Below are 25,994 nucleotides of genomic sequence, written 5' to 3'. Positions count from 1 at the left end.
GTTCTCCGGCGCTTACTTGGCGCCCTGATAGGCGGCGACAGCCTTCTCGGCGGCTTCGGCCAGCGTGTCGGCCTGGATGATCGGAATGCCGCTTTCGGCGATGATCTTCTTGCCGGCTTCGACATTGGTGCCGGCGAGGCGCACGACGAGCGGAACGCCCTCGATCTTTTCGGCGCGCACCGCGTCAACGACGCCCTGCGCCACCCAGTCGCAACGATTGATGCCGGCGAAGATGTTGACGAGCACGACCTTCACGCGTCGATCCGACAGAACGAGACGGAACGCGGTCGCGACGCGCTCCGGCGAAGCGCCGCCGCCGACGTCGAGGAAGTTCGCCGGATTGCCGCCGGCGTGCTTGATCATATCCATCGTCGCCATGGCGAGTCCGGCGCCGTTGACGATGCAGCCGATCTCGCCGTCGAGGCCGATGTAATTCAGGCTGTGCTCGGCCGCCTGCGCCTCGCGCGGATCGCTCTGCGAGGGATCGTTCATGTCGACGATGTTGTGACGGCGGAACAGCGCATTGTCGTCGAAGGACATCTTCGCGTCGAGCGCCAGAACCTTGTCGTCCTTGGTGACGACGAGCGGATTGATCTCGAGCATGGTCGCGTCATTGTCGCGGAAGGCGCGATAGGCGCCCATGATCGTCTTCACCGCGCGCGAGACCTGCTTGATATTGAGGCCGAGCTGAAAGGCGAGTTCGCGCGCCTGAAACTGCTGCAGGCCGACGGCGGGCTCGACGATGACCTGGAGCAGTTCGTCGGGGGTGTTCTTGGCGATCTCTTCGATATCCATGCCGCCATGCTTCGAAGCGATGACGCGCACGCGCTCCAATTTGCGGTCGAGAACATAGCCGAGATAAATCTCGCGCTCGAAAGGATCGGCGACCTCGACATAAACGCGCTGCACCGGCTTGCCTTCCGGCCCGGTCTGCGACGTGACGAGCCGTTTGCCGAGCAGATCGCGCGCCGCCTGCTGCACTTCGTGATAGGTGCGGCAGAGCTTGACGCCGCCCGCCTTGCCGCGCGCGCCGGCGTGAATTTGCGCCTTGACGACCCAATGCGAGCCGCCGAGCTCAGTTGCGGCATAGACCGCCTGATCCGGACTGAAAGCGACCGTGCCGGGCGGAACTTCGACGCCGTGGCTCGCCAGTATTTCCTTGGCCTGATACTCGTGGACGTCCATTTCAGTCCTCTCCTCGCAATGCGGCGCGGCTTCCTCAGCCGCCTATTTTGGCTTTGACCGTCTCATAGACCGCTTCCGTTTCGGCCGCGGCCTTGGCGAGAAGCGCATTGACTTCGGCAAGCTGCCGCTCGGCGAAGTCGCGATCCTTGATCGCCTTGGCGTTGATGAAGACATTGAGCGCGCAGCTGCGCAGTCCGGCATTGGCGGCGAGCACCGCGACTCCGGCGTCGCTGATGACGTTGAGGTTGCCCTTGTCGGCGGCCTCTTTCGACAGGCTGATGACCTCATAACAGATTTTGCACGTCTTCAGCGGCGCCAGCGTCGCTTCTTTCAGCGCCGACTGAATCGTCTCCGAGCGCTTCGCCTTCTCCTCATCGGTGCCGCGCGGCAGGCCATAGGCGCCCATCAGCGTGTTGAAGGCGACGACGTCTTCATCGACGCCCGCGGTCAGCTCGGCGCGCAGCTTTTCAGCCTTGGCGAGAGTGAGCTGCAGATCGGCTGAAACGGCTTCGTAATTCTTTTTGCCGATGGTGAGATTGCACACCATCGAGACGAGCGCCGCGCCCATGGCGCCCGAAAGCGCCGCCGCGCCGCCGCCGCCGGGAGTCGGCGCATCGCTGGCGAGTTCGTCGAGGAATTTTCCAATCGTATCGGTCTTGGCACTCATATCTTTCCTCGGTCAGGCGAGCTCTTTGGCTTGCGCATAAATGTTTTCGCAGTCGAACACCTGGTCGGCGGCGTCAAACAGCTTGCCGACGCATTCGCGATGCAATTTGAGCTTGAGCCCGCCGAGGCCCAGCGCCCCGATGACGATCTTGCCGTGGCGCTCCTTGGCCTTGTCGGTCGCCTCGACGCCGCCGACGCCGAGCGGCGGCTGCGCGTTACAGTCGGCGATGAGTTCGATCGTCGGATCGTTCTGCCAATCCTGCTCGTCGAGCAGCGGGACGCCGATGGCGCCTGCCGCGAAGACGATCTGAGCGCCCTTTACGGCCTGGGCGCGCGCTGCGTTATCCGACGCTTCGATCACCGCGGGCGTGAAGCCGAAGCGCTCCTGAATGGCTTTCGCCGCGGCCTCGGCGCGCGCTTTCTGACGCGAAGTGATGGCGACTTCGGCGCCTTCGATATTGAGCATCGCCGCGGCGCGCATGCCGACCGGGCCGGTGCCGGCGAGCACGACGGCCTTCTTGCCCTTGAGCGAACTTGCCTTGGCGAGCAGCGCCACGCCCGCCGCGGCGGTCGTGTTGGAGCCGTTCGAATCGAGCATCGCTGACACGCGGAAATTCGAGAAGAAACGCTTCTTCACCGCCTTGAACACGGCTTCGCCGGCCGTCATGTCGCCGCCGCCGACGAAGATCGCGGTATTTTGTTTTTCCTTCGGGCCGCGCGTGTAGATGCAGCCGTCGACCAGCGCGCCGACGTTCTCGGGCGTCACGGCGCCATAGCCGATGATGCGGTCGGCGCCGCCGTCATAGCCGACCACCGTGTCGAAAACGCTCGGAACCGGATCGGTGTCGAAAAGGAAAAGCAGTTTTTTGGTCATTGGATGTCCTCAGGCCACGTCATGGCCGGGCTTGTTCCGGCCATCCACGCCGGAACGGTGCAAAACATTTTTCAATCGCTCCTGAGAGGCGCCGCGTGGATGCCCGCGACAAGCGCGGGCATGACGGCTGAGGGAGCGAAGCATCGGCTTTCCTTACGCCGCTACGACGTTGCGCGGGCTGCCGGCGACAAAGGCGTCGATATTGTCGACAAGCTGGTCGGCCAGCACCTGCATCGCCTCTTTCGAGGCCCAGGCGACATGCGGCGTGATGATGAGATTGGGAATCGTCGGATCGAGCAGAATATTGCCGTTCTTCGGCGGCTCGACGGTCAAGACATCCATTCCGGCGCCCGCGATCACTCCCTTGCGCAGCGCGTCGGCGAGCGCCGCCTCGTCGACGATGCCGCCGCGCGCCGTATTGATGATGCAGGCGGACGTCTTCATCGACGCGAACTCCTTCGCGCCGATCATGTTCTTGGTCTCCGGCGTGAGCGGCAGGTTGAGCGTGATGACGTCGGCCTCGCGCAGGATCGTCGGGATGTCGACCTTGTTCGGCACGTCCGTGACGTCATTGATCAGCACTTTCATGCCGAGCGCCGTGGCCCGCTTTTCAATCTCCTTGCCGAGCGCGCCATAGCCGATAATGCCGAGTGTCGAGCCGGCGATGTCATAGATCGGATAGTCGAAGTAGCAGAACTGATTGGCTTCGCCCCAGCGCCCCTGCCGAACGGAATTATAATAGTTCACCAAATTGCGACGCAGCGCGAAGAGCAGCGCGAACACATGTTCGGGCAGCGTGTTGAACGCATAGTTGCGAATGTTGGAGACGACGATCCCGTTGCCGCTCGTATAGGCCTTGTCGATGACGTCCGTGCCGGTCGCGGCGACGGCGATGAGCTTGAGGCCAGGAAGCTGCTTCAACGTCGCTTCGCGCAGCGGCACCTTATTGGTGATGCAGATCGTCGCGCCCTTCAGGCGTTCAACGATCTGGTCGGGCGCCGTCTGGGCGTATTCCGTATATTCGTGAGGAAAATTTGGCTTGCGCACATTGGCGTCGAGCGTTTCCCGATCGAGAAAGACGATTTTGTGCGACATGTCCTGGTTTCCCCCTCTTTCTCAATTCTTTTTTTGGCAGTCGTTCATCGGGCTCCGGCGGTCGGAACGCTCCGACCGCCGGTTGCCGATTTACATCTTGAGCATCGGATTGGCGCGATAGACCGCCTGCGCCGCCGCGACGCCGGAGCCCGGCGTCACCTTGATGCCATGGTCGAGCATCGCCATTTCCGCGCCAGCAATGGCGCCCAGCAGCATCAACTCGTTCAAATCGCCGAGATGGCCGATGCGGAACACCTTGCCCGCGACCTCCGAGAGGCCGGCGCCGAGCGCGAGGTTGTAGCGCTTGTAAGCGGTCTCGATGACCTTGGCGGCGTCATAGCCTTCCGGCACCACAATGGCGGTGACGGTGTCGGAATTCCACTTCGGCTCCTTTGCGCAGCACTTGAGGCCCCAGGCCGCGACCGCGGCGCGACAGCCCTCGGCGAGGTGGTGGTGGCGCTTGTAGACCTGATCGAGGCCCTCCTCGAAGAGGATCGACAGCGATTCCTTGAGGCCATAGAGCAGCGGCACGGAGGGCGTATAAGGGAAATAGCCGTTCGCGTTCTGGGCGATCATGTCCCGGAATTCAAAGTACGCGCGGCGACCTTGGTTGGTTTTGCCCTTTTCGATCGCTTTCGGGCTTGCCGCCATCAGCAACAGGCCAGCCGGCAGCATGAAGCCCTTCTGCGAGCCCGACACGATCACGTCGACGCCCCATTCGTCCATTTTGAACTCGAGCGACGCAACCGAGGACACGCCATCGACGAAGAGCATCGCCGGATGCTTGGCGTTGTCCATCGCCCTGCGCACCGCGGCGATGTCGGAGGTCACGCCGGTCGCCGTTTCATTATGCGTGGCGAGAACCGCCTTGATCTCGTGATTCTTGTCGGCCTTCAGCGTCTCTTCGATCAGTTCGGGATCATTGCCGGTGCCCCATTCGCGCTCCTGCACGATGACCTCCAGGCCCTGGCGCTTGCACAGATCGATCCACAGATGGGAGAACTGGCCAAAGCGCTGCGCCAAAACCTTGTCGCCGGGCGACAGCGTGTTGGTGATCGCGGCTTCCCAGCCGCCGGTGCCGGACGCCGGGAAAATGAAGGCGTGGCCCTTTTCCGTGCCGAAGACCTTCTTCAGGCCGGGGAAGAGCGGCTTGACGAGATCGGGGAACGTCGGCGAGCGATGATCTTCGGACGCGACCGACATGGCGCGCACGATGCGGTCGGGCAGATTGGTCGGGCCCGGCACAAACAGGAAGTTCCTGCCGGGAATTCTGGAATTCAACATTCTCAAGCTCCTTTCGAGCGGCGGGTTTCAGATGGCGCGGCGTCGATGACGCCGGGAACGCGCTAGAACAGGCCGGCGATACGGCCGGATTCGTCAACGTAGATGTTGTTGGCGGCTGGGACCTTCGGCAGTCCTGGCATCGTCATGATGTCGCCGCACACCACCACGATGAACTCGGCGCCCGCGGAGAGGCGCAATTCGCGGATCGGGATCGTGAAGGCCGAAGGCGCGCCTTTGGCGTTTGGATCCGTCGAGAAGCTGTATTGCGTCTTGGCGATGCAGACCGGGAAGTTGCCGAAGCCTTCCTTCTCCAGTTCGGCAAAGCGCGCCTTGATGCTCGAATCATAGGAGATATCGGCGGCGCCGTAGAGCTCCTTGGCGATCGTGCGCACTTTTTCGGCAAGCGGCATGTCGTCCGGATACAGCGGCTTGAAGTTCGAGGGCTGCGTCTCGATGGTGTTGACGACCGCCTTGGCGAGATCCGCCGCGCCGGCGCCGCCGGAGCCCCAATTGTCGGCGACGACGCATTCCACGCCTTCCGCCTTGCAGAGCTTGTCGAGCGCCGCCATCTCGGCCGCCGTATCCGACGAGAACTTATTGATCGAAACAAGCACCGGCACGCCGAATTTGCGGACATTGCCGATATGGCGCTTCAGATTCTCGAAGCCCTTCTCGACCGCCGCGACATTCTCGGCCTTCAGATCGTCCTTGGCGACGCCGCCATGCATCTTGAGCGCGCGAATCGTCGCGACGATCACCGTGATATCGGGCTTGAGGCCCGCCTTGCGGCACTTGATGTCGAAGAATTTCTCCGCGCCGAGATCGGCGCCGAAGCCCGCCTCCGTCACGACGTAGTCGGCGAGCTTCAGGCCGGCCTTCGTCGCGATCACCGAATTGCAGCCATGCGCGATATTGGCGAAAGGCCCGCCGTGGATGATGGCCGGATTGTTCTCCAAGGTCTGCACCAGATTGGGCGCGATCGCGTCTTTGAGCAGCGCGGCCATGGAGCCCGCCGCCTTCACTTCCGAGGCGCGCACGCTTTTTTTGTCGCGGGTCTGGCCGACGATGATGTCACCCAAGCGCCGCTGCAGATCGGCGAAGTCCGAGGCGAGGCAGAAGATCGCCATCACTTCCGAAGCGACGGTGATGTCGAATCCGTCCTCGCGGGCGAAGCCGTTCGTGACGCCGCCGAGAGACGAGACGATCGAGCGCAATGCGCGGTCGTTCATGTCGACGACGCGCCGCCATGCAACGCGGCGCGAGTCGATCTTGGGCTCGCCGCCCCAATAAATGTGATTGTCGATCAGCGCCGCGAGCAGATTGTTCGCCGCGCCGATGGCGTGGAAGTCGCCGGTGAAGTGGAGGTTGATGTCCTCCATCGGCACGACCTGCGCATAGCCGCCGCCGGCGGCGCCGCCCTTAACGCCGAAACAGGGACCGAGCGAGGGCTCGCGCAGACAGCACAGCGCCTTTTTGCCGATGTGATTGAGACCGTCCGTGAGGCCGACGGTCGTCGTCGTCTTGCCTTCGCCGGCGGGCGTGGGCGTGATCGCCGTGACGAGGATCAGCTTGCCGTCGGCCTGGCTGTCGAGCGAGGAGATGTAGTCGAGGGAAATCTTGCCCTTGTAGTGGCCATAGGGCTGCACATGTTCGGCCGGGATGCCGAGCTTGTCGCGCGCGACGTCGATAATCGGCCGCATCTTGGCGGCCTGCGAAATCTCGATGTCGGACTTCGGCGCAAGATGCTGATTGTCCTTTCCGCTCGCGCCCGGCGCGGCGGCTGACCGTTCTGACATGCAGTCCACTCCCTATCAGGCCTGCGTCGCACAAGCCCAGAATTCGTTTTTTTCGGTCGTCGAGAACCGAGCGTCGGCGCCGCCGATCCCGCTCCCGGCCGACCGGGCTGAAATCCTGCCGATGCAGGCTGCAGCCTTTTTTGCGACCGTCGTTTTCTCCAATTCGCGCATCAAGGCCCGCGGTTCGCCGCAACGAGCCGACGCGCGCATGAATCCGCTTATTGAAAATTCATTTGCGGACACCTCGTATGACGGGAATCAAAATTGATCGTCAAGCCGGCAGAGCCGCCAGCGGCGTGACGACGTCACGGGCGCCGCGATGCGGCTCCCGCTCGCGCGACACACGCGCGAGGCGAATCGCTTATTCGACAAGCCGGGCCGACCGCCTATCCTTCACCTACCCGTTAGAACAGTAAGAGACAGGCTACGCGCACATCGATCAATGCGCGCATTCCCTACAAGAATTGTGACGTTTCCTACACGCCCGAAAAGCTGATGCGACGGGTCTGGACAGGCTCGCCGCTTGCGCTGGGGAGAAACCGAGCCCCATCCTTACCTATCCGAAGAAACCGCAAGCCAGCGGGCGCGGCATCCATTGCGACGTCCTTAGAAAAAAATTTGTCGCAGTCAGCGTCGCAGCCTTGACTCTATCGGGCGATCACGAAGGCCGATAGTCTTTTGACGCCTACTCTGGCTGAAAATCGAGCGCGACGCCATTGATGCAATAGCGCAAGCCGGTCGGCGGCGGGCCATCGTTGAAGACATGCCCGAGATGCGAGCCGCATCGGCTGCAATGCACTTCCGTGCGCACCATGCCATAGCTGCGATCGACCGTCGAGCCGAGCGCGCCGGGAAGCGGATCGAAGAAACTCGGCCAGCCGGTGCCGCTTTCGAACTTCTCGCCCGAGCGAAACAACGGCTGGCCGCAGCCGGCGCAGTTGAATGCGCCGCGGCGCTTTTCATGATTGAGCGCGCAGCTTCCCGGGCGTTCGGTGCCATGCCCGCGCATGACGTCATATTGCTCGGGAGTGAGAAGCGCGCGCCATTCGGCGTCGGTGTGGGTTACGGGAAAGATCTCGTCGGCCATCGCCAGCGCCTTGTCTGAAGGGTCCTCGGCTCGGGTTCTATCTTGTGTCGGCCGCCGCCTTTCGCCAGAGGGTGGGAGCGGGATAGAGTGGCCATCTTTCAGTGGGAAAGAAGATTCTAGAATGAGCGACAAGAAATTCGACGCCGTGGTGATCGGCTCGGGACTGGGCGGATTGACGGCGGGGGCGCTGCTTGCGCATGCCGGCTACAGCGTCTGCCTTCTCGAACGCAATTTCAGCCTGGGCGGCGCGGCGTCGGTCTATAAGGTCGGTCCGCTGACCGTGGAAGCCTCGCTTCATCAGACCTCCGACGCGCGCAACCCCCGCGACGTGAAGCACGATATTCTCCGCCGCCTGGGGATTCTCGACGAAATCGAATGGCTGCCCACTGGCGCGCTCTATACGGTGCGCGGCGGGCCGGTTGGCGAGGCCTTCGAACTGCCTTTCGGCTTTGCCCCCGCCTATGAGGCGCTCGCCGCCCGCTTCCCCGACAAACGCGCCGCCATTCAAAGATTTCTCGGCGAGGTCGAGCAGATTCACGACGCGCTGTGGACCTTGAAACAGGCCCGCGAGGAAAGCTCCTTCGCCAAATTGGCGCGCGGACTTTGGGAAGTCGCGCCGGCCGCCGCCGGCTGGCAGAATTCATTGCACGAAATCATGGAGCGGGATTTCGCCGGCTGCGAGGCCCTGAAATGCGCGCTGGGCGCCAATCTCGCTTATTACGGCGACGACCCGCGCCGGCTGTGGTGGATTTTCTACGCGCTCGCGCAGGGCGGCTATATCGCGTCCGGCGGCGCCTATATCAAAGGCGGCTCACGACAGTTGAGCCTGAAGCTCGCGAAGGCGATCACCAAGACCGGCGGCGTCGTGCGCATGGGCCGGCAGGTCAACGCCATCGAGACCGATGCCGACGGCAATGTGGTCGCCATACGCCACGTCGCGCGGCGCGCCGGCGATAGCGAGGAACGCATTGAAGCGCGCGTGGCGATGGCGAATTGCGCGCCGTCGGAGGCGGCGGCGATGATGGACGCGCCAGCGCGCGCGAAAATGGAAGAGACGTTCGGGTCCCGCCGGCTTTCGACCTCGCTGTTTTCAGCCAATTTCGGCTTGAGCGCGAAACCCTCCACGGTTGGGCTGACGAATTTCACGACGGTCGTCATGCCGCCCGACATGCGGCGCTTCGATCAATATGGCGATGGCGCCGGCGCGATGGCGGAAGATCCCAAGGGGGCATTGCCCCTCCATACGATCGCCAATTTCACCGCAGTCGACTCAGGTCTTTGGGACGAGCCGCCGATCCTCGTCAGCGTGCTCGGCCTCGATCGCCTCGACAATTGGCGCGATCTGCCGCGCGACGCGGGACTTGCGCGCCGCGAACGCTGGCTCGACGCCATACAGTCGTCTCTCGAGCGCGACTATCCCGGCTTTTCCGGTCTGGTCACGACGCGGATGCTGCTCAACGCTTATTCGATGGCGAGCTATCTCAACACCCCGGAGGGCGCCGTGTACGGCTTTGCGGCGATGCCCGCCGAAGCGCCGATCCTGATGGGATTTCCGCGCACGCCGCACACGCCGATCGCCGGACTCTATCTCGCCTCGGCTTTCGGCGGCGAGCATGGCTTCAACGGCGCGATGTTGTCGGGCGCCGAGGCCGCGCGGCTCGCCGAAAGACGGCTCGCCGTCGCGACCTGATGAAGTGAGGCGCGGATTAAAGGCGCGGCGACGTGTTGCGCCGCGCGTTGTTAGCGCTTGCGCTTTTTGCCGCCGGCCGACGCGAGGCCGAGTTCGGCTTTGCAGGCGGCGCTGATCGATCCCGCATTGGCTCTCAGGCATCGCTCGATGGCGACGGCGTCCGGAATATACGCCTCGCAGACGCGATTCGCGTCGCCTTCGCAGGCCTCGCGCTGTTCAGGCGTGCCTTGAGCGAAAGCCGGCGTGAGCGCAAAAAAAGCCAGCACAGCCGATAGCCTCAAAATGATGCGCATTCAGATTGTCCTTCCTGTTGTCCGCGCTTCGAGGCGTACCGCAGACGCGCCACGCGGCAGGCGCGCTTCCTCGAGCGACAATGGGGACGTTGATTGCATCGCGCCCGCTGGGAATCAAGTCGCATTTATCCTTCGAGGACGGACTCCTTCGCCGGATCCACGGAACCAATGTGCTGCGGAGCCGTCTCTCGGGGCAGCCGATGGCGCGGCAAATAAAGACTGTTCGCGATCATCGTGGGCACGATCGCCGTCGCGATGATCGCGGCGACGAGCGTCGAATATTGGTTTTCGTCGATGATATTGTTTGACAGGCCGAAAAGCGCCGAAATCGTGCCGAATGTGAGGCCGGAGGCCATCAGCAGCGTCGTATACATGGCGTCCTTGTGCGGCGACCCGAATCGGCGCGCCACGGGATAGACGCTGACGATCTTGGTCGCCATCTCGACGGCAAGAAAGGCGGCGACGCCAAGCGGCGCGGCGAGAACGGCCGGGATGGAGACAAAATATCCGGCGCGGATGAAATAGAAGGGCGTCAGCAGACCGATGGTCACCGCCCGAATCTTGCGAATGAGCGCATGGTCGCGCCCGACGCAGCCCGCGAGCGCCATGCCGATCAGATAGGCCGGCAAGACGCCTTCGCTCCCGGCCCAGGTCGCGAGCGCGCCGAGCGCCATCAGCGCGAAGAACAGGAATTTTGTCTCGAATTCGGAGGGGCGCCCGCCGAACTTCGCAAAGATCACCGGCGTCGCCCGCGGCAATCCGACGAACGCCACGCCGACCGCTGCGACGAACACGGCGGTCTTCCAGGTGAAGGGCGCGAATACGAGGCCGAGCGTCACGACCGTGCCGAGATCGGTGATGAAACAGGCGGCGAGAATCGTTTTGCCGAAGTCGGTGCGGTTAAAGCCATATTCCATCATCACCGTATAGACCACGGCGACGGAGGTGGCGGCGAGCGCGATGCCGGCAAGCAGCGCCGGAGAACTCTCCCAACCCAGCAGATAATAGGCGACCGCCCAGCAGCCGATGGCGGGCGCGAGGAAGCTCGCAGCGCCGACCGACGCAGCCTCCTTCCACTTCAGTTTGAAGACGTCGGGGTCGAGTTCCGCGCCCGCGAGAAACGTCAGCGCGATGGCGCCAAGTCCGGCGAGCGTCTTGACCCAAGGCTCCTGGGCGCTGAAGATTTCGACGCCGACAGTCGCGGCGAACAGCGTTCGCGCACACATGCCGACGATGATTTCGGTCAACGCGGTCGAGATACGAAATCTCGCGGCGATCATCGCGGAGATGAGCGCAAGGCCCAAGATGAGCGCGACCTGAAACCATATGCCCGTCATGCGCCTTCTCCTCTTGCAGGCGGCTTGTATGACCATGCCGCGGCTTATTGGCAAGCTTTTGGGGATTCTGGCGCCCAGAAGCTTCGTGATAAAAGCGCTTTTTTCAGCGATGACTCGCACACGCAAATGAGCAAACGGATGAAGCTTCGCCTTTCTAAACTGCTGAAGCATCGAAGTGAGTTCGTGCGTCCGTCCGGAGCAGAAGGATCGTGAACGAAACAGAGCGCATGAAAGGCTGGCGATTCCTGCTGCTCAACGTCGCGGCGGGCGCGGCGAATGTCGTCATGTTGTCGAATGTGCCCGGCTACACGGTGCTCGCGCCCTACGCCGCCGGAAGCCTCGAGGGCGTGACGCCGAGCTATGGCACATGGGCGACGACCGACCATATGGTCGGCATCGCGCTCGGTCTTCCCTTGTCGCGGTGGCTCTCGGGACGGCTTGGCGCCTATCGCGTGCTGGTCGGCGCCCTTGTCGCCTACGCGGCCGTTTCCTTGATGTGCGCGGCGAGCGAGACGATCTGGTTTTTCGCGCCGATGCGCTTTCTGCTCGGCCTGATTGGCGGCGTCGCCCTTCCGCTCGCGCAATCGGTGACGCTTGGGCAATATCGCGATGATCAGCGCACGCTCGGCGTCGGCTTTTGGGGCGTCATGAGCATGGCGCCCTTCACCATCGGCGTCTTCATGGGCGGCTTCTGGGCTGAATATTTCAACTGGCGCTGGCTGTTTTATTCCAACGTCCTGGTCGCGCTGCCAGCGGCGGCTGTCATCTGGGCGCTGTTCCACCGGCGCGGCTTTCAGCGCCGGATGACGCGCTTCGACACGATCGGTTTCATTCTGCTCGCGACGGTGCTGCTCGGCGTGCAGACGATTCTCAACATGGGCAATGATTTCGACTGGTTCGCCTCGCCCGTGCTCGCATGGCTGCTCCTGGTCGTTCTCCTCGCTTTGCCGATGTTCATTTTCTGGGAGTTCGGCGAGCGGCGGCCCGCCCTCGACCTGCGGCTGTTTCTGCACCGCAATTTCGCGATCGCGACATTCTGCTCGCTGATCGGCTTTCTGATCATTCAGGGCCTGCTGTCGGTGTTCATCGTGCAACTGCAGGTGCTGCTCGGCTACACGTCTTCGCTCGCCGGCATGGTCTATCTGACCATGATTTTTCTGGCGATGGCCGCCGCCGCCGTTGTGCATGAGATCACGAGAAACGTCGATGCGCGACTCATCATTTTCCTCAATTTCATCGGCCTCGCGGTGACCTTTGTGTGGCTCGGCCACTACGACAAGAGCGCCTCTTTCGATAGTGTCACGACGCCGATGTTCTTCTTCGGCTTCTCTCTTGCGATGTTCTTTGCGCCGCTCGCGACGCTCGCCATGACCGGACTCGCCGGCGAACGACTGATCCGCGCGGCGGAGGAGCTCGCGATGCTGCGCACGGTGTTCGGCGCCATGGGCATCACGCTGCTCGGCGTGCTCGTCTTCCGCCGCACGCCCTTCCATCAGCTCGACCTCGCCGATCATTTCGGCGGACGCCGCTTCGCCTCGCTCGACCTGCTCGCCTCGTTCCTGGAGCGTATGCAGGCGATGGGCATGTCGCCGAATGCCGCGCGCAGCCGGGCGGCGCAGCTCATCCGCCAGCAGGCCGGGATCCTGGCGCTCAACGACGCCTTTCTGTTCGGCGCGATGACGTTCATCTTGCTGGCGGGCGTCATCTGGCTCGCCTACCCCAGCTACGCGTCCAAGAAGCGCACCCAGACGCTCGCCCGGCTTACGGCCGAGGAGCTGATGGAGCAGCCGTAAGAACCGGGCGCGGCCTCTTATGGAAAACGCTCCAGCGGCTGGTCGGCGCGAACATAGAGCGGATGGCGCGGCGCGCCGCGCTGTGTCCTGCCGAGGCAGACGAGACGCGCGCCCGAGGCGTGAAACATCCGCAGCGCCTCATCGATCTGATCTTGTCGGGCCAGCGCCCCCCAGGCGCAGACGATGGGCGCCGACTGACCCAACGCCTGCGCCGCGAGGCCGACCAGCGCCAGCCCGTTCTGGGGGCCGATCGGATCGCGCGCCGCCCACAGCGCCTCGGGCGAAGACGAGCGCAGCGCATAAAGATTGGCGACGATAAGTCCGCCGGCGCCTTCGCGCCGCGCGAAGCCGATGCAGCGACGAATTGTCGGATCGTCCTCTTTAGCGTCGGCCGTCGACGGATTGAGCATGACGAAGGTCAGGAGCGACGCATCGCTCCATTTGCGCGTGAGACTGTAGCGATACGCGCCGCACTTTGAGATGACGGCGGCTCTCTCAATCTCGCACGCTACGCCGGAGAGGTCAGGCATTGAGTTGGCCTCCGGCCCTCTGTTCCGGCGTCGGCGCTTTCAAATGTAGCGAATGATCTCACGATCGTCACTGCATCGAAGCCCAAATAATAAACCGGCCGAAACCGGAACATATCCGCAGCACGGCAGTTATTCATTTGTCTTGACCGTGGCAATCGTCACGTAGCGATCTTCATAAGGAGGAATTTTTCATGAGTTCGACCAGCGATAAATTTAAAGGGGCCCTGAATGAAGCGACAGGGTCTGCGAAGCAGGCGGCCGGAAAGGTCATCAACTCTCCCGAACTGGAAGGCGAAGGCGTGTTGCAGGAATTAAAGGGGAAGGGCCAGACGGCGGTCGGAGAGGCCAAGGACGCCATTGCCGATACGCTGGATGCCGCGGCGACCAAGGCGAAAGAACTCGCCAAAAATGCCAAGGACGCCGTTCACAAGGCTACCGAATAAGAGATGCCGCTCGCGAGCCTCCCTCTCCTTACGGGGGGAGGTTCGCCGTGCGGCGCTAATGGTGGGCGGCACAGGGATTGAACCTGTGACCCCTCCCGTGTGAAGGGAGTGCTCTCCCGCTGAGCTAGCCGCCCGTCGCCATCGGCGATTGGTCCTCTTCGTGTAGGAGAGGCCGGCGCCCTCCGTCAAGATCGCAGATCGCCCGCTGGCGTCGATGATCGCCCTGCCCGCCGCCGAGGCTCAAGCCTAGGCCGAGCCGCCGCGTCCCGCGCCGCCGCGCCCCCGGCGGGGTCCAATCCTTCGACAGGACGCGGCGCACCATCGGCTCGAAGGTCGAGAGCGGCTCGTTTTTGTAGGCGGGATCGAAGGACACTTCGTCATATTTGGCGCAGAACTCGATCGTCTGCTCATAGGCCGGGTCCGACCGGAATTTGTCGCGGGCGTTCGGATCGAGGCCAAGGTGGGCGGCGTAGAAATAGGTCTGGAACAGGCCGTGCTGCGCCAGCATCCAGTAATTGTCGCGGCTGATGAAGGGCCTCAGGATCGCCGCGATCACCTCGCCGTGGTTGAAAGGTCCAAGCGTTTCGCACGCGTCGTGCAGCAGCGCGACGACCACATATTCTTCGTCCTTGCCGTCGCGCAGCGCGCGCGTCGCCGATTGCAGACAGTGATCGCGGCGCGTGATGTTATAGGCCGTGTCCTTGCCAAGATCGCTCAGCAGTCCAAAGAGCCGGTCCGGCAATTCCTTGAGCGTGTGCTCGTGAACCTGTTTGAGGATCTGAAAATCTTCGTCGGTGCCCTGGTCCATCCGCGTGAAGTGCATTTTCTCCATATTGCGATCCTTTCCGGAACGTGCGCGGCGCCGGCGTCGACGGCGAAGCGGGGCTCAAAAAGATCAAGACGTCTCTATCGCGCGCTGGAACAGCGCCTCTTCCAGCGAGGCGACCGCGTCCCACAGCTCGTCGAAATGCGAAATCACGCGATCGGGCGAAAGCGCCGCGACCGGCGTGTCGGTATAGCCGAAATCCACCGCCACCGACGGCGTTCCGGCGGCGCGGGCGGTGTCGATATCGGTTTTGGAATCCCCCACCATCACCGCGCGCCTCGGGTCGCCGTCCGCCGCCTCGACCGTCAACCACAGCGTGCGCGGATCGGGCTTGTGCATCGGAAAGCTGCCGCGGCCGCAGATCGCCGCGAAACGGTCCGCCGCCGAGAGTTTTTGCAACAGCAGCCGCGCCAGTTCTTCAGGCTTATTGGTGCAGACGGCGAGGCGAAAGCCGGCCGCCTTGAACCGATCGAGCGCCGCGAGGGCGCCGGGGAACAGCCTGCTTTCGTCGGCGATGTGCGCCTCGTAATAAACCAGGAAGTCGCGCACCAGCCCCTCGGCGCGCTCCGGATCGAGCGGCGCGCCCTGATGGGCGAAGCCGCGCTCGATCAGCGCCCGCGCGCCGGCGCCGACAAGCGGCCGTCCGGCCTCGAGCGCGAGCGGCGTCAATCCCTCGCGCATGAGCAGCACATTGAGCGTGCCGATGAGATCATACGCTGTGTCGGCCAATGTGCCGTCGAGATCGAAAACGAGAACAGGGAAGCGGGCTGTCATAGCCCAGGGGGTAGCCGCGCCGCCCCCTGGGATCAAGCGCCGTTGATCCGATCGGCGAATTTTGTCGCCTCCGCAGGCGAGGGCTCTGCGTGTAGACTGCGCCGACCGATTCGCGACAGGGAGCGCAAAAATGCGTGGAACGCGCCATTTCCAAACGCGTCGACGTGCAGCTTTGACGGCCGGCGCGCTTGTCTTCGCCCTTTCCGGTGCGTCGATGGCGGCGGCCGGAAATTACGAATTTCTGGCGGCGCCGCAGACGGATCTCAATCGCGTGTTTCGCCTGGACCGTTCCAATGGCGAGGTCGGCGCCTGCCAATACGGCCTGAAGGAAGGCGCAGCGATCGGCGTGACGCTGTGCTATCCGCCTGGCGAAGGCGCGCGCGCCGGCGTTTTCAGCGAATATGCGCTGGTCGCTTCGCGTCATACCGGCGAAGGCGGCGTATTCCGCGTTGATCTGCGTTCGGGCATGATGTCGATCTGCTTCGTGCTGAACGAGACATCGGTGGTCTGCACGCCGCCGGCCAAATGAGCGATCGACCTGGCGAAGCGAATGTCCGCATGAGCGCTTTTTCCGCCGAGGCAATGAAGCGCGCCGCCGCGCGCGCGGCGCTCGAGTCCGTCACGCATGGCATGCGGCTCGGGCTCGGCACGGGATCGACGGCGGCGCATTTCGTCGATCTTCTCGGCGCCCGCGTCAGGGAGGGTCTGGAAGTCCTTTGCGTGCCGACCTCCGAGCGCACCCGCGCTCAGGCCGAAAGCCTCGGGATACCGCTCTCCACCCTCGACGAGACGCCACAACTCGATCTCACCGTCGACGGCGCTGACGAATTCGACGCGGCGCTTCGCTTGATCAAAGGCGGCGGCGGCGCGCTGCTGCGCGAGAAGATCGTCGCCGCCGCCTCGACGCGAATGTTCGTCATCGCCGACGCGACGAAGGAGGTGCGCACGCTCGGCGCGTTCCCCCTGCCGGTCGAAATCGATCGGTTCGGCGCGCGCTCCACCATGCTGCATATCGAACGGGTCGCGCGCGGTCTGGGACTCATCGGCCCGCTGACGATTCGCGACGCGGAGCCTGGCGAGCGCTTCATCACTGACGGGGGACATTACATCGTCGATTGCGCGTTCGGCGCCATCGACGATCCGGACGCCCTCGCTGCGCGGCTTTCGGCGATTCCCGGAGTCGTGGATCACGGACTGTTCATCGGACTCGCAACGGCGATCTTCATCGCCGGCGCCGAGGGCGTGCGCATCCTGGGAAACATATCGGGCGACCCCTTATGACTTTCGACTATGACCTTATCGTCGTCGGCGCCGGATCCGGCGGCGTCCGTGCGGCGCGCGTCGCCGCCAGCCATGGCGCGAAAGTCGCGATCGCCGAGGAATTTCGTGTCGGCGGCACCTGCGTCATTCGCGGCTGCGTTCCCAAAAAGCTTTACGTGCTGGCGAGCCGTTTCCATGATGATTTCAAGGACGCCGCCGGTTTCGGCTGGCGCGTCGGCGACGTGTCTTTTGACTGGCCGGCGCTCGTCGCCGCAAAGGAAAAGGAGATCACGCGCCTTTCAGACCTTTACGCCGAAACGCTCGCGAGTTCCGGCGTCGAGCTCATCCGCGCGCGCGCGACGCTCACCGATCCAAACGGCGTGCGTTTTTCCAGCGGCCGTTCCGCCCGCGCCCGCTACATTCTCATCGCCACCGGCGGCACGCCGGTGCTCGCCCCGCACATTCCGGGCATCGAATTCGGCATATCTTCAAACGAGATTTTCGATCTGCCAAAGTTTCCGCAACGGCTGCTGATCGTCGGAGCGGGATATATCGCCGTCGAATTCGCCAGCGTTTTCGCGCGTCTCGGCGCGAAGGTGCATCTTGCCTATCGCGCCGACCTGCCGCTGCGCGGCTTCGACGACGATCTGCGTTCTCGCCTCTGCGAAGCGCTCAAGACGGCCGGCGTTGCGCACCGGGCCGGCGCCCTGCCGACGCGCATCACAAAAAACGCTGACGTTCTGGAGGTCGAGATGAGCGACGGCGCGCCGCTTGAGGTCGACTGCCTGCTGATCGCGACGGGACGCAGGCCGATGACGCAGAATCTCGGCCTGGAGGCGGCGGGCGTCGAGCTGCGCGAAAACGGCGCCGTCGCCGTCGACGAGCGCTCGCGCTCGAACGTCGAATCCATCTACGCCGTCGGCGACGTGACCGACCGGATCAATCTGACGCCTGTCGCCATTCGCGAGGGCCAATGTTTCGCCGACAGCGTCTTCGGCGCGACGCCGACGACGGTCGATTACGAGTGCACGCCAAGCGCCGTCTTCACCACGCCCGAAATCGGAACGGTTGGACTGACCGAGGCCGAGGCGCTCGCGCAGCATGGCGCGATCGATATTTATGAGACGCAGTTTCGCCCCATGCGCGCGACGCTCTCGGGACGCGGCGAACGCGTTTATATGAAGCTGATCATCCACGGCTCGAATGGACGCGTGCTTGGCGCGCATATTTTAGGTCCCGAGGCGGGGGAGATGGCGCAGCTCATCGCCGTCGCCCTGCGGATGGGCGCGACGAAGAGCGATTTCGACGCGACGATGGCCGTGCATCCGACGATGGCGGAAGAACTCGTGACGATGCGCGCGCCGTCACGGCTGCTCAGGCCTCAGGCCTAAGCTTCGATCCGTTGCTGCGGCGGCTGCGCCGCAACGGGCTGCTGCGCCGGAGCCGGAGCGGCGGGCTCTGGCGCCCATCTGTCGAGAAGGGCGCGAAGCTTGCGCCGCGCCGCGCCCGTCTTCGCCTCGGTGACGCGGGAGAAGAAATAGCCGGCGACGATGGCGACCCCCATCACCGAGAAGGCCACCGCATAATTTTGCGGGGTGGCGAGCTGCGTCGCCCAGTCATTCCCCAATGTGCTGCCGACCGCCGCGCGCGCGAAGATCAGGATCGGCATATGGATGCTGTAGAGCGAGAAGGAAAAATCGGCGAGCGTCTTGTGGAATTTCGGGCGCAGCAATGAAAAGCCTTCGGGCGGGCCATAGCGGAAGGCGAGCAGCACATTGACGAACAAGCCCGACGCCAGAAGATCGCCAGCATCGGCGAGCCAAGGATGGGCCTCGAGAAGATGTCCGCGCACCACGAGCCGGATGATCGCGACGACGGCGGCGTAGAGGAGGAGCGCCTGCCAGCGCGAGCGGATGATCGGCCGGCCGATCAGCGTGGCGAAGGCGCCGCCGGCCCAAAGAATATAGCCGAATTTGAACCAGCTCGGCGGCGTCGAGAGCGCCAGGAAGAGCGCCGCGCCCAGCGCGAAACCCAAAAAGCGCAGCGCCAGCGGGTAATTGCGCGCGAAGGGCAGCAGCAGCAACGGAAAGGTGACGTAGTACCAGAACTCGCAGGCGAGCGACCAGAGCGGCCCGTTGGTGCCGAAATAGTCGAAGGCGATGCCTTGCAGATTGAGAAAACTTGCAAGAAACAGAACCGGGGAGAAATGGCCCTTGAACAGCGGCCATTCATAGACGCCGCTGCTGGCGAACAGCCACCTGCCGAGCGAATCGAGAACGAGCGTGAGCGCGACGGCAGGCCCCACGACGAGATAGATTCGCGACACGCGATGAATGAAATATTCGCGCAGGAAGCCCTGATTCTTGCGCATATGCGCGAGCACCGCGCCGCCGACGAGATAGCCCGACATCACGAAGAAGGCGAGCACCGCCTGATGCCCAAGCTCGAAGGCCGAGTAGAACCACCAGACATAGGCGAGCGGCCCGTGCGGCGCGCTCATGATGTCCGCCTGGTTGGTGAACATGTTGTTCGTGTGGACCGCCAGCACGACAAGCGCGCCGAGCCAGCGGGACGCCTCGATGAATTGCGATAGAATGAACGGCATCGCCCCGGTTCGCCCCCTCGCTCTCGGCCGCGCTCGCGCCCCGGCTTTATAGCGGGTCTCCCCGAGCTTCGCCAAATCGCCGCCGCCAAGCGGAGGGTCGCTTTGGAGGCGAGAATCCTCTATAAGCGCCGCTGGCGTCGCTGCGAGAACGACCCCAGCGCCTATCGGGCCTGATTTTGCGGAGTTTTGCGAAGTGGAACGTTGGTCGCCGGGCAGTTGGAGGAATCTACCGATCGAGCAGACGCCGGTCTATCAGGACCAGGCGGCGCTCGCCGACGTGGAGCGCCAGCTCGCCGGGTTCCCGCCGCTCGTTTTCGCCGGTGAAGCGCGCAATCTGAAGCGCCACTTGGCCGAGGTGTCCGCCGGCAAGGCGTTCCTGCTGCAGGGCGGGGACTGCGCCGAGAGCTTCTCGGAACATTCGGCGGACAATATTCGCGACTTTTTCCGCGTCTTTCTGCAAATGGCCGTGGTGCTGACCTATGCGGCCGCCTCGCCTGTGGTGAAGGTCGGGCGCATCGCCGGCCAGTTCGCCAAGCCGCGCTCCTCGCCGCTCGAAAAGCAGGGCGGCCTCGAGCTGCCGAGCTATCGCGGCGACATCATCAACGACCTCGCGTTCAACCCGCAGGCGCGCGAACCCGATCCGCAGCGCCAGCTGCTCGCCTATAGGCAATCGGCGGCGACGCTGAACCTCATCCGCGCCTTTGCGGCGGGCGGCTTCGCCAATCTCGAAAACGTTCACCGCTGGATGCTCGGCTTCGTCAAGAGCAGCCCGCAGTCCGAGCGCTACCAGAAGCTCGCCGATCAGATCACCGAGACCTTAAGCTTCATGCGCGCGATCGGTCTCGATCCGGAGCACCATCCGGAATTGCGCGGCACCGACTTCTACACTTCGCATGAGGCGCTGCTGCTCTGCTATGAACAGGCGCTGACCCGCGTCGACTCGACGACGGGCGACTATTACGCAACCTCCGGCCACATGCTCTGGGTCGGCGACCGCACCCGTCAGGAAGACGGAGCGCATATCGAATTCGTCCGCGGCGTCAAGAATCCGCTCGGGCTGAAATGCGGTCCGAGCTTGAAGCCCGACGCGCTGCTGCGCCTCATCGACGCGCTCGATCCCGAGAACGAGCCCGGCAGGCTCACGCTGATCTGCCGCTTCGGCGCGGACAAGATCGAGGACGCGCTGCCTGCGCTGGTGCGGGCGGTGACGCGCGAAGGCCGCAACATCGTCTGGTCCTGCGATCCGATGCATGGCAACACGGTCAGCGCCGGAGGCTACAAGACACGGCCGTTCGATCGGATCATGTCGGAAATTCGCAACTTCTTCGCCGTGCATCAGGCGGAAGGCTCCTACGCCGGCGGCATCCATCTCGAGATGACCGGCAAGGACGTCACCGAATGCATGGGCGGCGCGCGGGCGATTTCCGAGAACGATCTGCGCGACCGCTATCACACCTATTGCGATCCGCGCCTCAACGCCGAACAGGCGATCGAAGTCGCATTCCTGGTGGCCGAGCTCTTGAAGGCGGAACGCGTCGCCCGCGGCGTGCGGGAGCAGCACGCGGCGGAGTGAGCCAAGAGCCAAGCCAAGACGCGCGGGCTGGCTAGCCCGTCGTCTCCTCCGCCTCGCGTACCGTCATCTCGGCCCCGTGCCAGACGAAATCGTCGTAAAGCAGCGCGTCGATGAACATCACCGGCAACATCAGGTCGCGCACCATCAGCGCGAAAGGCGTGCGCCAGTCGAGCGGGAAGCCGCAGACGCGCGCCAGCCAGATCTCGCCGCCGTGCAGCGAAAAGACGATGAGCGCCGTGACCAGCGCCACCGTGGAGATCCCGCCGTCGAGCTGAACGGCGGCGTAGGCGCCGAGCACGATCGCCGCAAAACTGCCGTTCATGAATTCCGGGGCGTAATGCGCCGGGAAGGTCGCGCGCCGAAGCCGCGCCCAGCGCACGTGCCGTGAATAGACTTCACGGGCGGTGCGTTGGCCGAGCGGCTGCTCGAAGGGCATGTCGACGAGGCGCACATCCATGCCTTGAGCGCGGATGACTTTGGTCGAGGCGGCGTCCTCGGCGATTTCGCCCGCCAGCGCGCGAATGCCGCCCGCGCTGTCGAGCACGTCGCGCCGCCACATCATATTCTTGCCCTGCGCGAAGGCGGCCCCAATCGCCTCGGCGCCATATTGCCAGCGCGCCTGAAACGTATTGAGGATCGCGCATTCGACGGTCGCCCAGAAGCCTTGCGGACGCGAACCGATCGGCATCGACACGCTCATCGCCGTATTGTCGCGGAACGCGGCAAGCATGGTCTGGATATAGTCGCGGGGCGGCAGCGCGTTGGAATCGGCGAGGATCACATGATGATGCCGCGCTGCGTCCCACCCCTTGACGCAATTATTGAGCTTGGGATTGGCGCTGACATAATCGTCGCCGACGAGCAGTCGCGCCTCGCGCTCGGGATGCGCCGCGATCAGCCGCTCGACCAGCGAAATGACCGGATCGCTCGGCGATTGCACGCAGAATATGATCTCATAATCGGGATAGTCGAGATCGAAGGTCGCGCCGAGCGTCTCCTCGCTGAAAGGCTCCAGCCCGCGCAAGGGCCGCACGATGCTTACCGGCGGCGCATTGTCCGGCGGCGGCAGCGTTCGCTCCCGCGCCCGACATTTTCGGGACATCAGCGCCATGCTTGTGAAATTGAGGATAAGGATGACGGCGCACCAGCCGGCGCAGATATAGGCCAGGATCATGAACGGCGCTTTTTCTTAAGAGTCGTAACGCAGAGAATCGCAGCGGCGGACGCCGGCCGAGTGGCTCGGCTTCCGGCGCGCAACGCCGGGGCGCGGCCATTTCGAAATTCCGCCTGACAAAGACGCCGGGTCTTGGCAAAAGGATGGTGGCGCGAGAATCTTCTCCCGACGCGCGGCTGTTGAAAATTCCCGCTGAAAACCCTGCTGCTGTATCCTTTGTTGAAACTCCTGACGAAGCTTCCTCATGACCTCTCCGATCGTTCGTTTCGCGCCCTCGCCGACCGGCCGCATTCACATCGGCAACGCGCGCGTCGCGCTGTTCAATTTTCTGTTCGCCGCCGCCAACCTTGGACGATTCGCGCTACGGTTCGATGACACTGATTTTGCTAGATCCAGCGAGGAATTCGCGCGTGGAATCGAGATTGATCTCGCCTGGCTGGGCATCGTTCCGCATGAGGTGTTCCGTCAGTCGGAGCGCGTCGCGCTCTATGAGGACGCCGCCGATCGCCTGCGGCGATCCGGCCGCCTCTACCCTTGCTATGAAACCCAGGAAGAGTTGGACAAGCGCCGCAAGATGCAGCAGGCGCGCGGGTTGCCCCCCGTTTACGATCGTGCGGCGCTGCGCCTCAGCGCGTCTGATCGCGCCGCGCTCGAAGCCGAGGGCCGACAGCCGCACTGGCGATTCATGCTCGAGCCGGGCGTCGCCGAATGGAATGATCTTGTGCGCGGTCCGGCGCATATCGACTGTTCGGCCCTGTCGGACCCGGTCCTGATCCGCGAGGACGGCAGTTTTCTTTACACGCTGCCCTCGGTCGTCGACGACATCGACATGCGGATCACCCATGTTATTCGCGGCGAAGACCACGTCACCAATACGGCCGTGCAGTTGCAGCTCATGCGAGCGCTTGCGCCTCATGCGCCGGCGCCGATTTTCGCGCATCACAATCTTCTCATCGGCGCGGGCGGCGAGGCTCTGTCGAAGCGAACCGGATCGCTCTCCATCGCCTCGCTGCGCGAAGATGGCTACGAGCCCCTCGCCGTCGCCGCGCTGGCGACGCTGACCGGCTCCTCCGACAATGTCCACGCCGTGCGCTCGCTCGACGAACTCGCGCAGAGTTTCAATCTGTCGCATGTCTCGCGCAATCCGGCGCGTTTCGACCCCGCCGATCTTGAAACTCTGACGCATCGGACTCTCGCGCTCTATGAATTTGAGGACGTGCGCGAGCGGCTGGAAGCTCTGACGATCGTCGGCCGCAAGGCGGAGCCGCTATGGCGCGCGGCGCGCGGCAATCTTGCGCGTTTCGACGATATTCTGACATGGTGGCGCGTCGCGGACGGGGAGATCGAGCCGATCCGCGAGGATGAATCATTCCTGCAAGACGCGGCGCAGCTTTTGCCGTCGGAGCCTTGGGACGAGACCACATGGGCGGCCTGGACGAGCGACATCAAGACGGCGACCGGCCGGAAGGGCAAGGCGCTTTTTCATCCGCTGCGGCTGGCGCTGACCGGCGCCGAGAGCGGGCCGGAGCTCGCCGCGCTGCTGCCGCTCATCGGCCACGCCAAGGCGCTCGCGCGACTTGTCGGCGCCCACGAATGAAAGCGAAGCGCTCGTGACCTATCTGGCGAGCATCCACGAGATCATCAACTTCGCGGGTCTGGCGCTCGACGTCGTCGGCGTGCTGATCATCGTCACAGGCGCGGTTCTGTCGACGCTCGCTTTTCTGACGCCCTGGAGAGCACACCCCCTCACCTATCGCGGCTACCGAAAGAATGTCGGCCGCTCGATCCTGCTCGGGTTGGAGTTCCTCGTCGGCGGCGACATCATCCGGACTGTCTCCGTCGAACATCCAAGCCTCGAAAACGTCTTCGTGCTCGGCCTCATCGTGATGATCCGCACGGCGATGAGCTTTACGATGGAGGCGGAGCTCGAAGGCCGCTGGCCGTGGCAGGGCCGAAGCCTGGAGACGGCGGCGCCAAGCGAAGATGAATCGGCGCCGTCGTAGGATGAAGTCGGACCTTGCTTACGCCGGCAGCACCGAAACGCCGAACAGCCACGGGTGCAGATAGAGCACGATGAGGAACAGCGCCGTTCCGACGCCGAGCGCGATCGCGTCGCCGCGCGTGAATTGCGAAATCCGTGGCGCGCCCCCGTCCCCGCGCCTCTTCACCGCGATTCGGTCGAAGACGCCCCAGGCGAGAAAAGACCCGAACAGGATCATGCCGCCGAGATCGCCATTGACGAGAAGATGCGCGAGCGCCCAGCTCTTTATCGCGACGAGCGTCGGATGGCGCAGCGCGCCGCGAATGCGGCCCGGCGGCGCGCGACGGCTCACGATCGCGACGAAAGCGAACCAGACGAGCGGCATGGCGACATGGCGCCCCCAAGACGGCGGCGTCCAGACATAAATCAAGCCCTCCGCGCGATAACGGATGAACCCATAGACGATGAGGCCGAGACCGATGGCGGCGACGAGCCCGTAGGCGGCCTTATAAGTTTGAAGGCCGTAGCGCTCGATCAGGCTGGCGCGCGTCTCGCGAAACGCCGTAAGCGTATGAACCCCGAGAAAAATCACGATTCCGAGAATGAGAATAAGCATGGCCTCTCCGCCTTCCACATCAATTCGCGTCTAAAAGCACCGCACCTGCGCCTCGGCCTGAGCGCGGCGTAATTCCTGGAGCGCGTCACGCGCCGCATCCGTATTGCGCATCAGCGCGCCCACCTGCCCCGCCTGCTGATTGACGCTCGCGACAGTCTCGGCCGTGACATACCGCTCATAAGGCAGAATGGTCGCGATGACGTCTATGGAGCAAGAGCACTGGTCCAAGGAGAGGCGCGTATCGCCGTTCGCCTTCATGCAGCCGAAGACGTAATCGGCGCGCGCAGAGGTCGGATAGTCGTTGAGATCCGCCGCCCGCGCCCAGCCCGCGAGCGGAAGCAGCGCGATAATGAGGAATTTCAATACCGGGCGCATCTTTTTCGTTCCTGCCGGGTTCTTTCCTAGGACAGCCTATCGCACGCGCGTGGGCGACGCACCGAACCGCTATTAGACGAAGGGATGACGCGCAAGCTGAGTTTCAGAGCAGCGTCGTCCAGACTTTGAACAGGGAGGACGATATGTCGAAGCCTCTTAGCGCTATTTGGTTGCTGATCATGGCGGCGCTCGTCTGCGCGCCTCTATCGCTCGCTTTCGCGCATGGCGCGATGCAACGCCAGCAGAACGCCTGCATGCTGAAAATCGGGCCGGATTTCATGTATTTCTCCGGCTATCAGCCTGCAGCGTCGCGCAACAGGTTCTGTGAGGACATTCCCACGATTGGCCCGACGATTTTCGTCCTCGATTATGCTCAGGACGAGATGCGGGAAATGTCGACGGACTTTCGCATCATCCGCGACATCGGCGACAAGGAGCCGCAGGAGCGCCTCGACGCCGTCACGGTGGCCTATCTGCCGCCAAAGGTCTATCCGGCCGGCACGCTGAACTTTGAACATGTCTTCAACGAGACCGGCCAATTCGTGGGGATCGTCACAGTCGACGGTCCGAACGGCGAGCATTGGGTGTCGCGGTTCCCCTTCACCGTCGGCGGCCGGCCGCTGCTCGCGCGGACGCCTTACTTTCTTTTTGCGGCCGCCGGCGTTCTGGCTCTCGTGCTGTTCGTTTGGGGAAAGGAGGACCAGAGCGCACGCGGCGCTTAGGCGTCGCTCAGGCGG

26 protein-coding genes and 1 tRNA gene are annotated in these 25,994 nt (G+C 63.7%); 10 read left to right on the top strand and 17 right to left on the bottom strand.

Annotation, left to right across the window (positions count from 1 at the left end):
• Positions 1–12 precede the first annotated feature (12 nt).
• The 7 genes from IYW40_RS05700 to msrB form a co-directional block, all read right to left on the bottom strand.
• Positions 13–1,185, bottom strand: coding sequence for a malate--CoA ligase subunit beta (locus IYW40_RS05700; RefSeq protein ID WP_196399753.1), 1,173 nt, complete (start codon positions 1,183–1,185; stop codon positions 13–15).
• A gap of 34 nt (positions 1,186–1,219) precedes the next feature.
• Positions 1,220–1,852: a methenyltetrahydrofolate cyclohydrolase gene (gene fchA, locus IYW40_RS05695; protein WP_196399752.1), complete on the bottom strand. Its 633-nt coding sequence runs from the start codon at positions 1,850–1,852 to the stop codon at positions 1,220–1,222.
• Between the two features lie 12 nt (positions 1,853–1,864).
• A complete protein-coding gene (locus tag IYW40_RS05690; RefSeq protein ID WP_196399751.1) occupies positions 1,865–2,725 on the bottom strand; it encodes an NADP-dependent methylenetetrahydromethanopterin/methylenetetrahydrofolate dehydrogenase in 861 nt (286 codons plus the stop codon).
• 153 nt (positions 2,726–2,878) lie between these two features.
• Positions 2,879–3,820 (bottom strand): D-2-hydroxyacid dehydrogenase, encoded by a 942-nt coding sequence (locus tag IYW40_RS05685; RefSeq protein ID WP_196399750.1) that lies wholly within the window; start codon positions 3,818–3,820, stop codon positions 2,879–2,881.
• A 90-nt stretch (positions 3,821–3,910) separates the two neighbouring features.
• Positions 3,911–5,104, bottom strand: a complete 1,194-nt coding sequence (locus IYW40_RS05680) for an aminotransferase class V-fold PLP-dependent enzyme (protein WP_196399749.1) — start codon at positions 5,102–5,104, stop codon at positions 3,911–3,913.
• 62 nt (positions 5,105–5,166) lie between these two features.
• Positions 5,167–6,900, bottom strand: a complete 1,734-nt coding sequence (locus tag IYW40_RS05675) for a formate--tetrahydrofolate ligase (protein WP_196399748.1) — start codon at positions 6,898–6,900, stop codon at positions 5,167–5,169.
• A 685-nt stretch (positions 6,901–7,585) separates the two neighbouring features.
• Positions 7,586–7,987: a peptide-methionine (R)-S-oxide reductase MsrB gene (gene msrB, locus IYW40_RS05670; RefSeq protein ID WP_196399747.1), complete on the bottom strand. Its 402-nt coding sequence runs from the start codon at positions 7,985–7,987 to the stop codon at positions 7,586–7,588.
• Between the two features lie 121 nt (positions 7,988–8,108).
• On the opposite strand from msrB, the gene IYW40_RS05665 reads away from it, so the two are divergent.
• Complete coding sequence (locus IYW40_RS05665; RefSeq protein ID WP_196399746.1) at positions 8,109–9,677, top strand: NAD(P)/FAD-dependent oxidoreductase; 1,569 nt, start codon at positions 8,109–8,111, stop codon at positions 9,675–9,677.
• A 50-nt stretch (positions 9,678–9,727) separates the two neighbouring features.
• On the opposite strand, the gene IYW40_RS05660 is transcribed toward IYW40_RS05665, so the two are convergent.
• On the bottom strand, positions 9,728–9,970 hold the full coding sequence (locus IYW40_RS05660) for a hypothetical protein (protein WP_196399745.1): 243 nt from the start codon (positions 9,968–9,970) through the stop codon (positions 9,728–9,730).
• Between the two features lie 125 nt (positions 9,971–10,095).
• Positions 10,096–11,307 carry a cation:proton antiporter gene (locus IYW40_RS05655; RefSeq protein ID WP_196399744.1) on the bottom strand — a complete coding sequence of 404 codons (1,212 nt, stop codon included), beginning with the start codon at positions 11,305–11,307 and terminating at the stop codon, positions 10,096–10,098.
• 209 nt (positions 11,308–11,516) lie between these two features.
• Here IYW40_RS05655 and IYW40_RS05650 point away from each other — a divergent pair, with 209 nt between their 5' ends.
• Positions 11,517–13,100, top strand: coding sequence for an MFS transporter (locus IYW40_RS05650; RefSeq protein ID WP_348644239.1), 1,584 nt, complete (start codon positions 11,517–11,519; stop codon positions 13,098–13,100).
• Between the two features lie 17 nt (positions 13,101–13,117).
• On the opposite strand, the gene IYW40_RS05645 is transcribed toward IYW40_RS05650, so the two are convergent.
• Entirely contained in the window at positions 13,118–13,630 is a 513-nt protein-coding gene (locus IYW40_RS05645; RefSeq protein ID WP_196399743.1) for a DUF1643 domain-containing protein, read from the bottom strand.
• Between the two features lie 191 nt (positions 13,631–13,821).
• On the opposite strand from IYW40_RS05645, the gene IYW40_RS05640 reads away from it, so the two are divergent.
• Positions 13,822–14,073: a CsbD family protein gene (locus IYW40_RS05640; protein ID WP_196399742.1), complete on the top strand. Its 252-nt coding sequence runs from the start codon at positions 13,822–13,824 to the stop codon at positions 14,071–14,073.
• 59 nt (positions 14,074–14,132) lie between these two features.
• On the opposite strand, the gene IYW40_RS05635 is transcribed toward IYW40_RS05640, so the two are convergent.
• The 3 genes from IYW40_RS05635 to IYW40_RS05625 all read right to left on the bottom strand — a co-directional run bounded on the left by IYW40_RS05635 (position 14,133) and on the right by IYW40_RS05625 (position 15,673).
• Positions 14,133–14,207 (bottom strand) — tRNA-Val (locus IYW40_RS05635).
• On the bottom strand, positions 14,198–14,905 hold the full coding sequence (locus IYW40_RS05630) for a phosphohydrolase (RefSeq protein WP_246720667.1): 708 nt from the start codon (positions 14,903–14,905) through the stop codon (positions 14,198–14,200). Before IYW40_RS05630 ends, IYW40_RS05635 begins: the two co-directional genes overlap by 10 nt.
• Positions 14,906–14,968: 63 nt before the next feature.
• Positions 14,969–15,673, bottom strand: coding sequence for an HAD family hydrolase (locus IYW40_RS05625; RefSeq protein WP_196399741.1), 705 nt, complete (start codon positions 15,671–15,673; stop codon positions 14,969–14,971).
• A 130-nt stretch (positions 15,674–15,803) separates the two neighbouring features.
• Here IYW40_RS05625 and IYW40_RS05620 point away from each other — a divergent pair, with 130 nt between their 5' ends.
• Genes IYW40_RS05620 through gor form a run of 3 tightly spaced genes read left to right on the top strand, consistent with a single transcriptional unit; the run spans position 15,804 to position 18,324 of the window.
• The gene (locus IYW40_RS05620) at positions 15,804–16,202 is read left to right on the top strand and encodes a hypothetical protein (RefSeq protein ID WP_026222570.1); all 399 of its coding nucleotides are present in this window, start codon (positions 15,804–15,806) and stop codon (positions 16,200–16,202) included.
• 29 nt (positions 16,203–16,231) lie between these two features.
• On the top strand, positions 16,232–16,954 hold the full coding sequence (rpiA, locus tag IYW40_RS05615; protein ID WP_281432864.1) for a ribose-5-phosphate isomerase RpiA: 723 nt from the start codon (positions 16,232–16,234) through the stop codon (positions 16,952–16,954).
• Positions 16,951–18,324 (top strand): glutathione-disulfide reductase, encoded by a 1,374-nt coding sequence (gene gor, locus IYW40_RS05610; protein WP_196399740.1) that lies wholly within the window; start codon positions 16,951–16,953, stop codon positions 18,322–18,324. Before rpiA ends, gor begins: the two co-directional genes overlap by 4 nt.
• On the opposite strand, the gene IYW40_RS05605 is transcribed toward gor, so the two are convergent.
• Positions 18,321–19,538, bottom strand: a complete 1,218-nt coding sequence (locus IYW40_RS05605; RefSeq protein ID WP_196399739.1) for an acyltransferase — start codon at positions 19,536–19,538, stop codon at positions 18,321–18,323. The genes gor and IYW40_RS05605 overlap by 4 nt on opposite strands.
• A gap of 193 nt (positions 19,539–19,731) precedes the next feature.
• Between IYW40_RS05605 and IYW40_RS05600 the strand changes: the two genes are divergently transcribed.
• A complete protein-coding gene (locus IYW40_RS05600; RefSeq protein ID WP_196399738.1) occupies positions 19,732–21,111 on the top strand; it encodes a 3-deoxy-7-phosphoheptulonate synthase class II in 1,380 nt (459 codons plus the stop codon).
• Between the two features lie 31 nt (positions 21,112–21,142).
• Here IYW40_RS05600 and IYW40_RS05595 read toward each other — a convergent pair whose 3' ends face one another.
• On the bottom strand, positions 21,143–22,285 hold the full coding sequence (locus tag IYW40_RS05595) for a ceramide glucosyltransferase (protein ID WP_196399737.1): 1,143 nt from the start codon (positions 22,283–22,285) through the stop codon (positions 21,143–21,145).
• A gap of 244 nt (positions 22,286–22,529) precedes the next feature.
• On the opposite strand from IYW40_RS05595, the gene gltX reads away from it, so the two are divergent.
• Positions 22,530–23,882 (top strand): glutamate--tRNA ligase, encoded by a 1,353-nt coding sequence (gene gltX / locus IYW40_RS05590; RefSeq protein WP_196399736.1) that lies wholly within the window; start codon positions 22,530–22,532, stop codon positions 23,880–23,882.
• Positions 23,863–24,288: a DUF1622 domain-containing protein gene (locus IYW40_RS05585; RefSeq protein ID WP_232365858.1), complete on the top strand. Its 426-nt coding sequence runs from the start codon at positions 23,863–23,865 to the stop codon at positions 24,286–24,288. The genes gltX and IYW40_RS05585 overlap by 20 nt, the downstream gene beginning before the upstream one ends.
• Before the next feature lie 18 nt (positions 24,289–24,306).
• Here IYW40_RS05585 and IYW40_RS05580 read toward each other — a convergent pair whose 3' ends face one another.
• Together IYW40_RS05580 and IYW40_RS05575 are read right to left on the bottom strand one after the other, a co-directional pair.
• The gene (locus tag IYW40_RS05580) at positions 24,307–24,882 is read right to left on the bottom strand and encodes an NnrU family protein (RefSeq protein WP_196399735.1); all 576 of its coding nucleotides are present in this window, start codon (positions 24,880–24,882) and stop codon (positions 24,307–24,309) included.
• A gap of 30 nt (positions 24,883–24,912) precedes the next feature.
• Positions 24,913–25,257: a hypothetical protein gene (locus IYW40_RS05575; RefSeq protein WP_196399734.1), complete on the bottom strand. Its 345-nt coding sequence runs from the start codon at positions 25,255–25,257 to the stop codon at positions 24,913–24,915.
• A 143-nt stretch (positions 25,258–25,400) separates the two neighbouring features.
• Here IYW40_RS05575 and IYW40_RS05570 point away from each other — a divergent pair, with 143 nt between their 5' ends.
• Positions 25,401–25,979: a hypothetical protein gene (locus tag IYW40_RS05570; protein ID WP_196399733.1), complete on the top strand. Its 579-nt coding sequence runs from the start codon at positions 25,401–25,403 to the stop codon at positions 25,977–25,979.
• The last annotated feature ends 15 nt before the right edge of the window (positions 25,980–25,994 follow it).

This window comes from Methylocystis sp. H4A (assembly GCF_015709545.1).
Classification (GTDB): Bacteria; Pseudomonadota; Alphaproteobacteria; order Rhizobiales; family Beijerinckiaceae; genus Methylocystis; species Methylocystis silviterrae.
The sequence above is the reverse complement of the archived record's forward strand: the minus strand, read 5'-3'. Positions and strand labels throughout refer to the sequence as shown.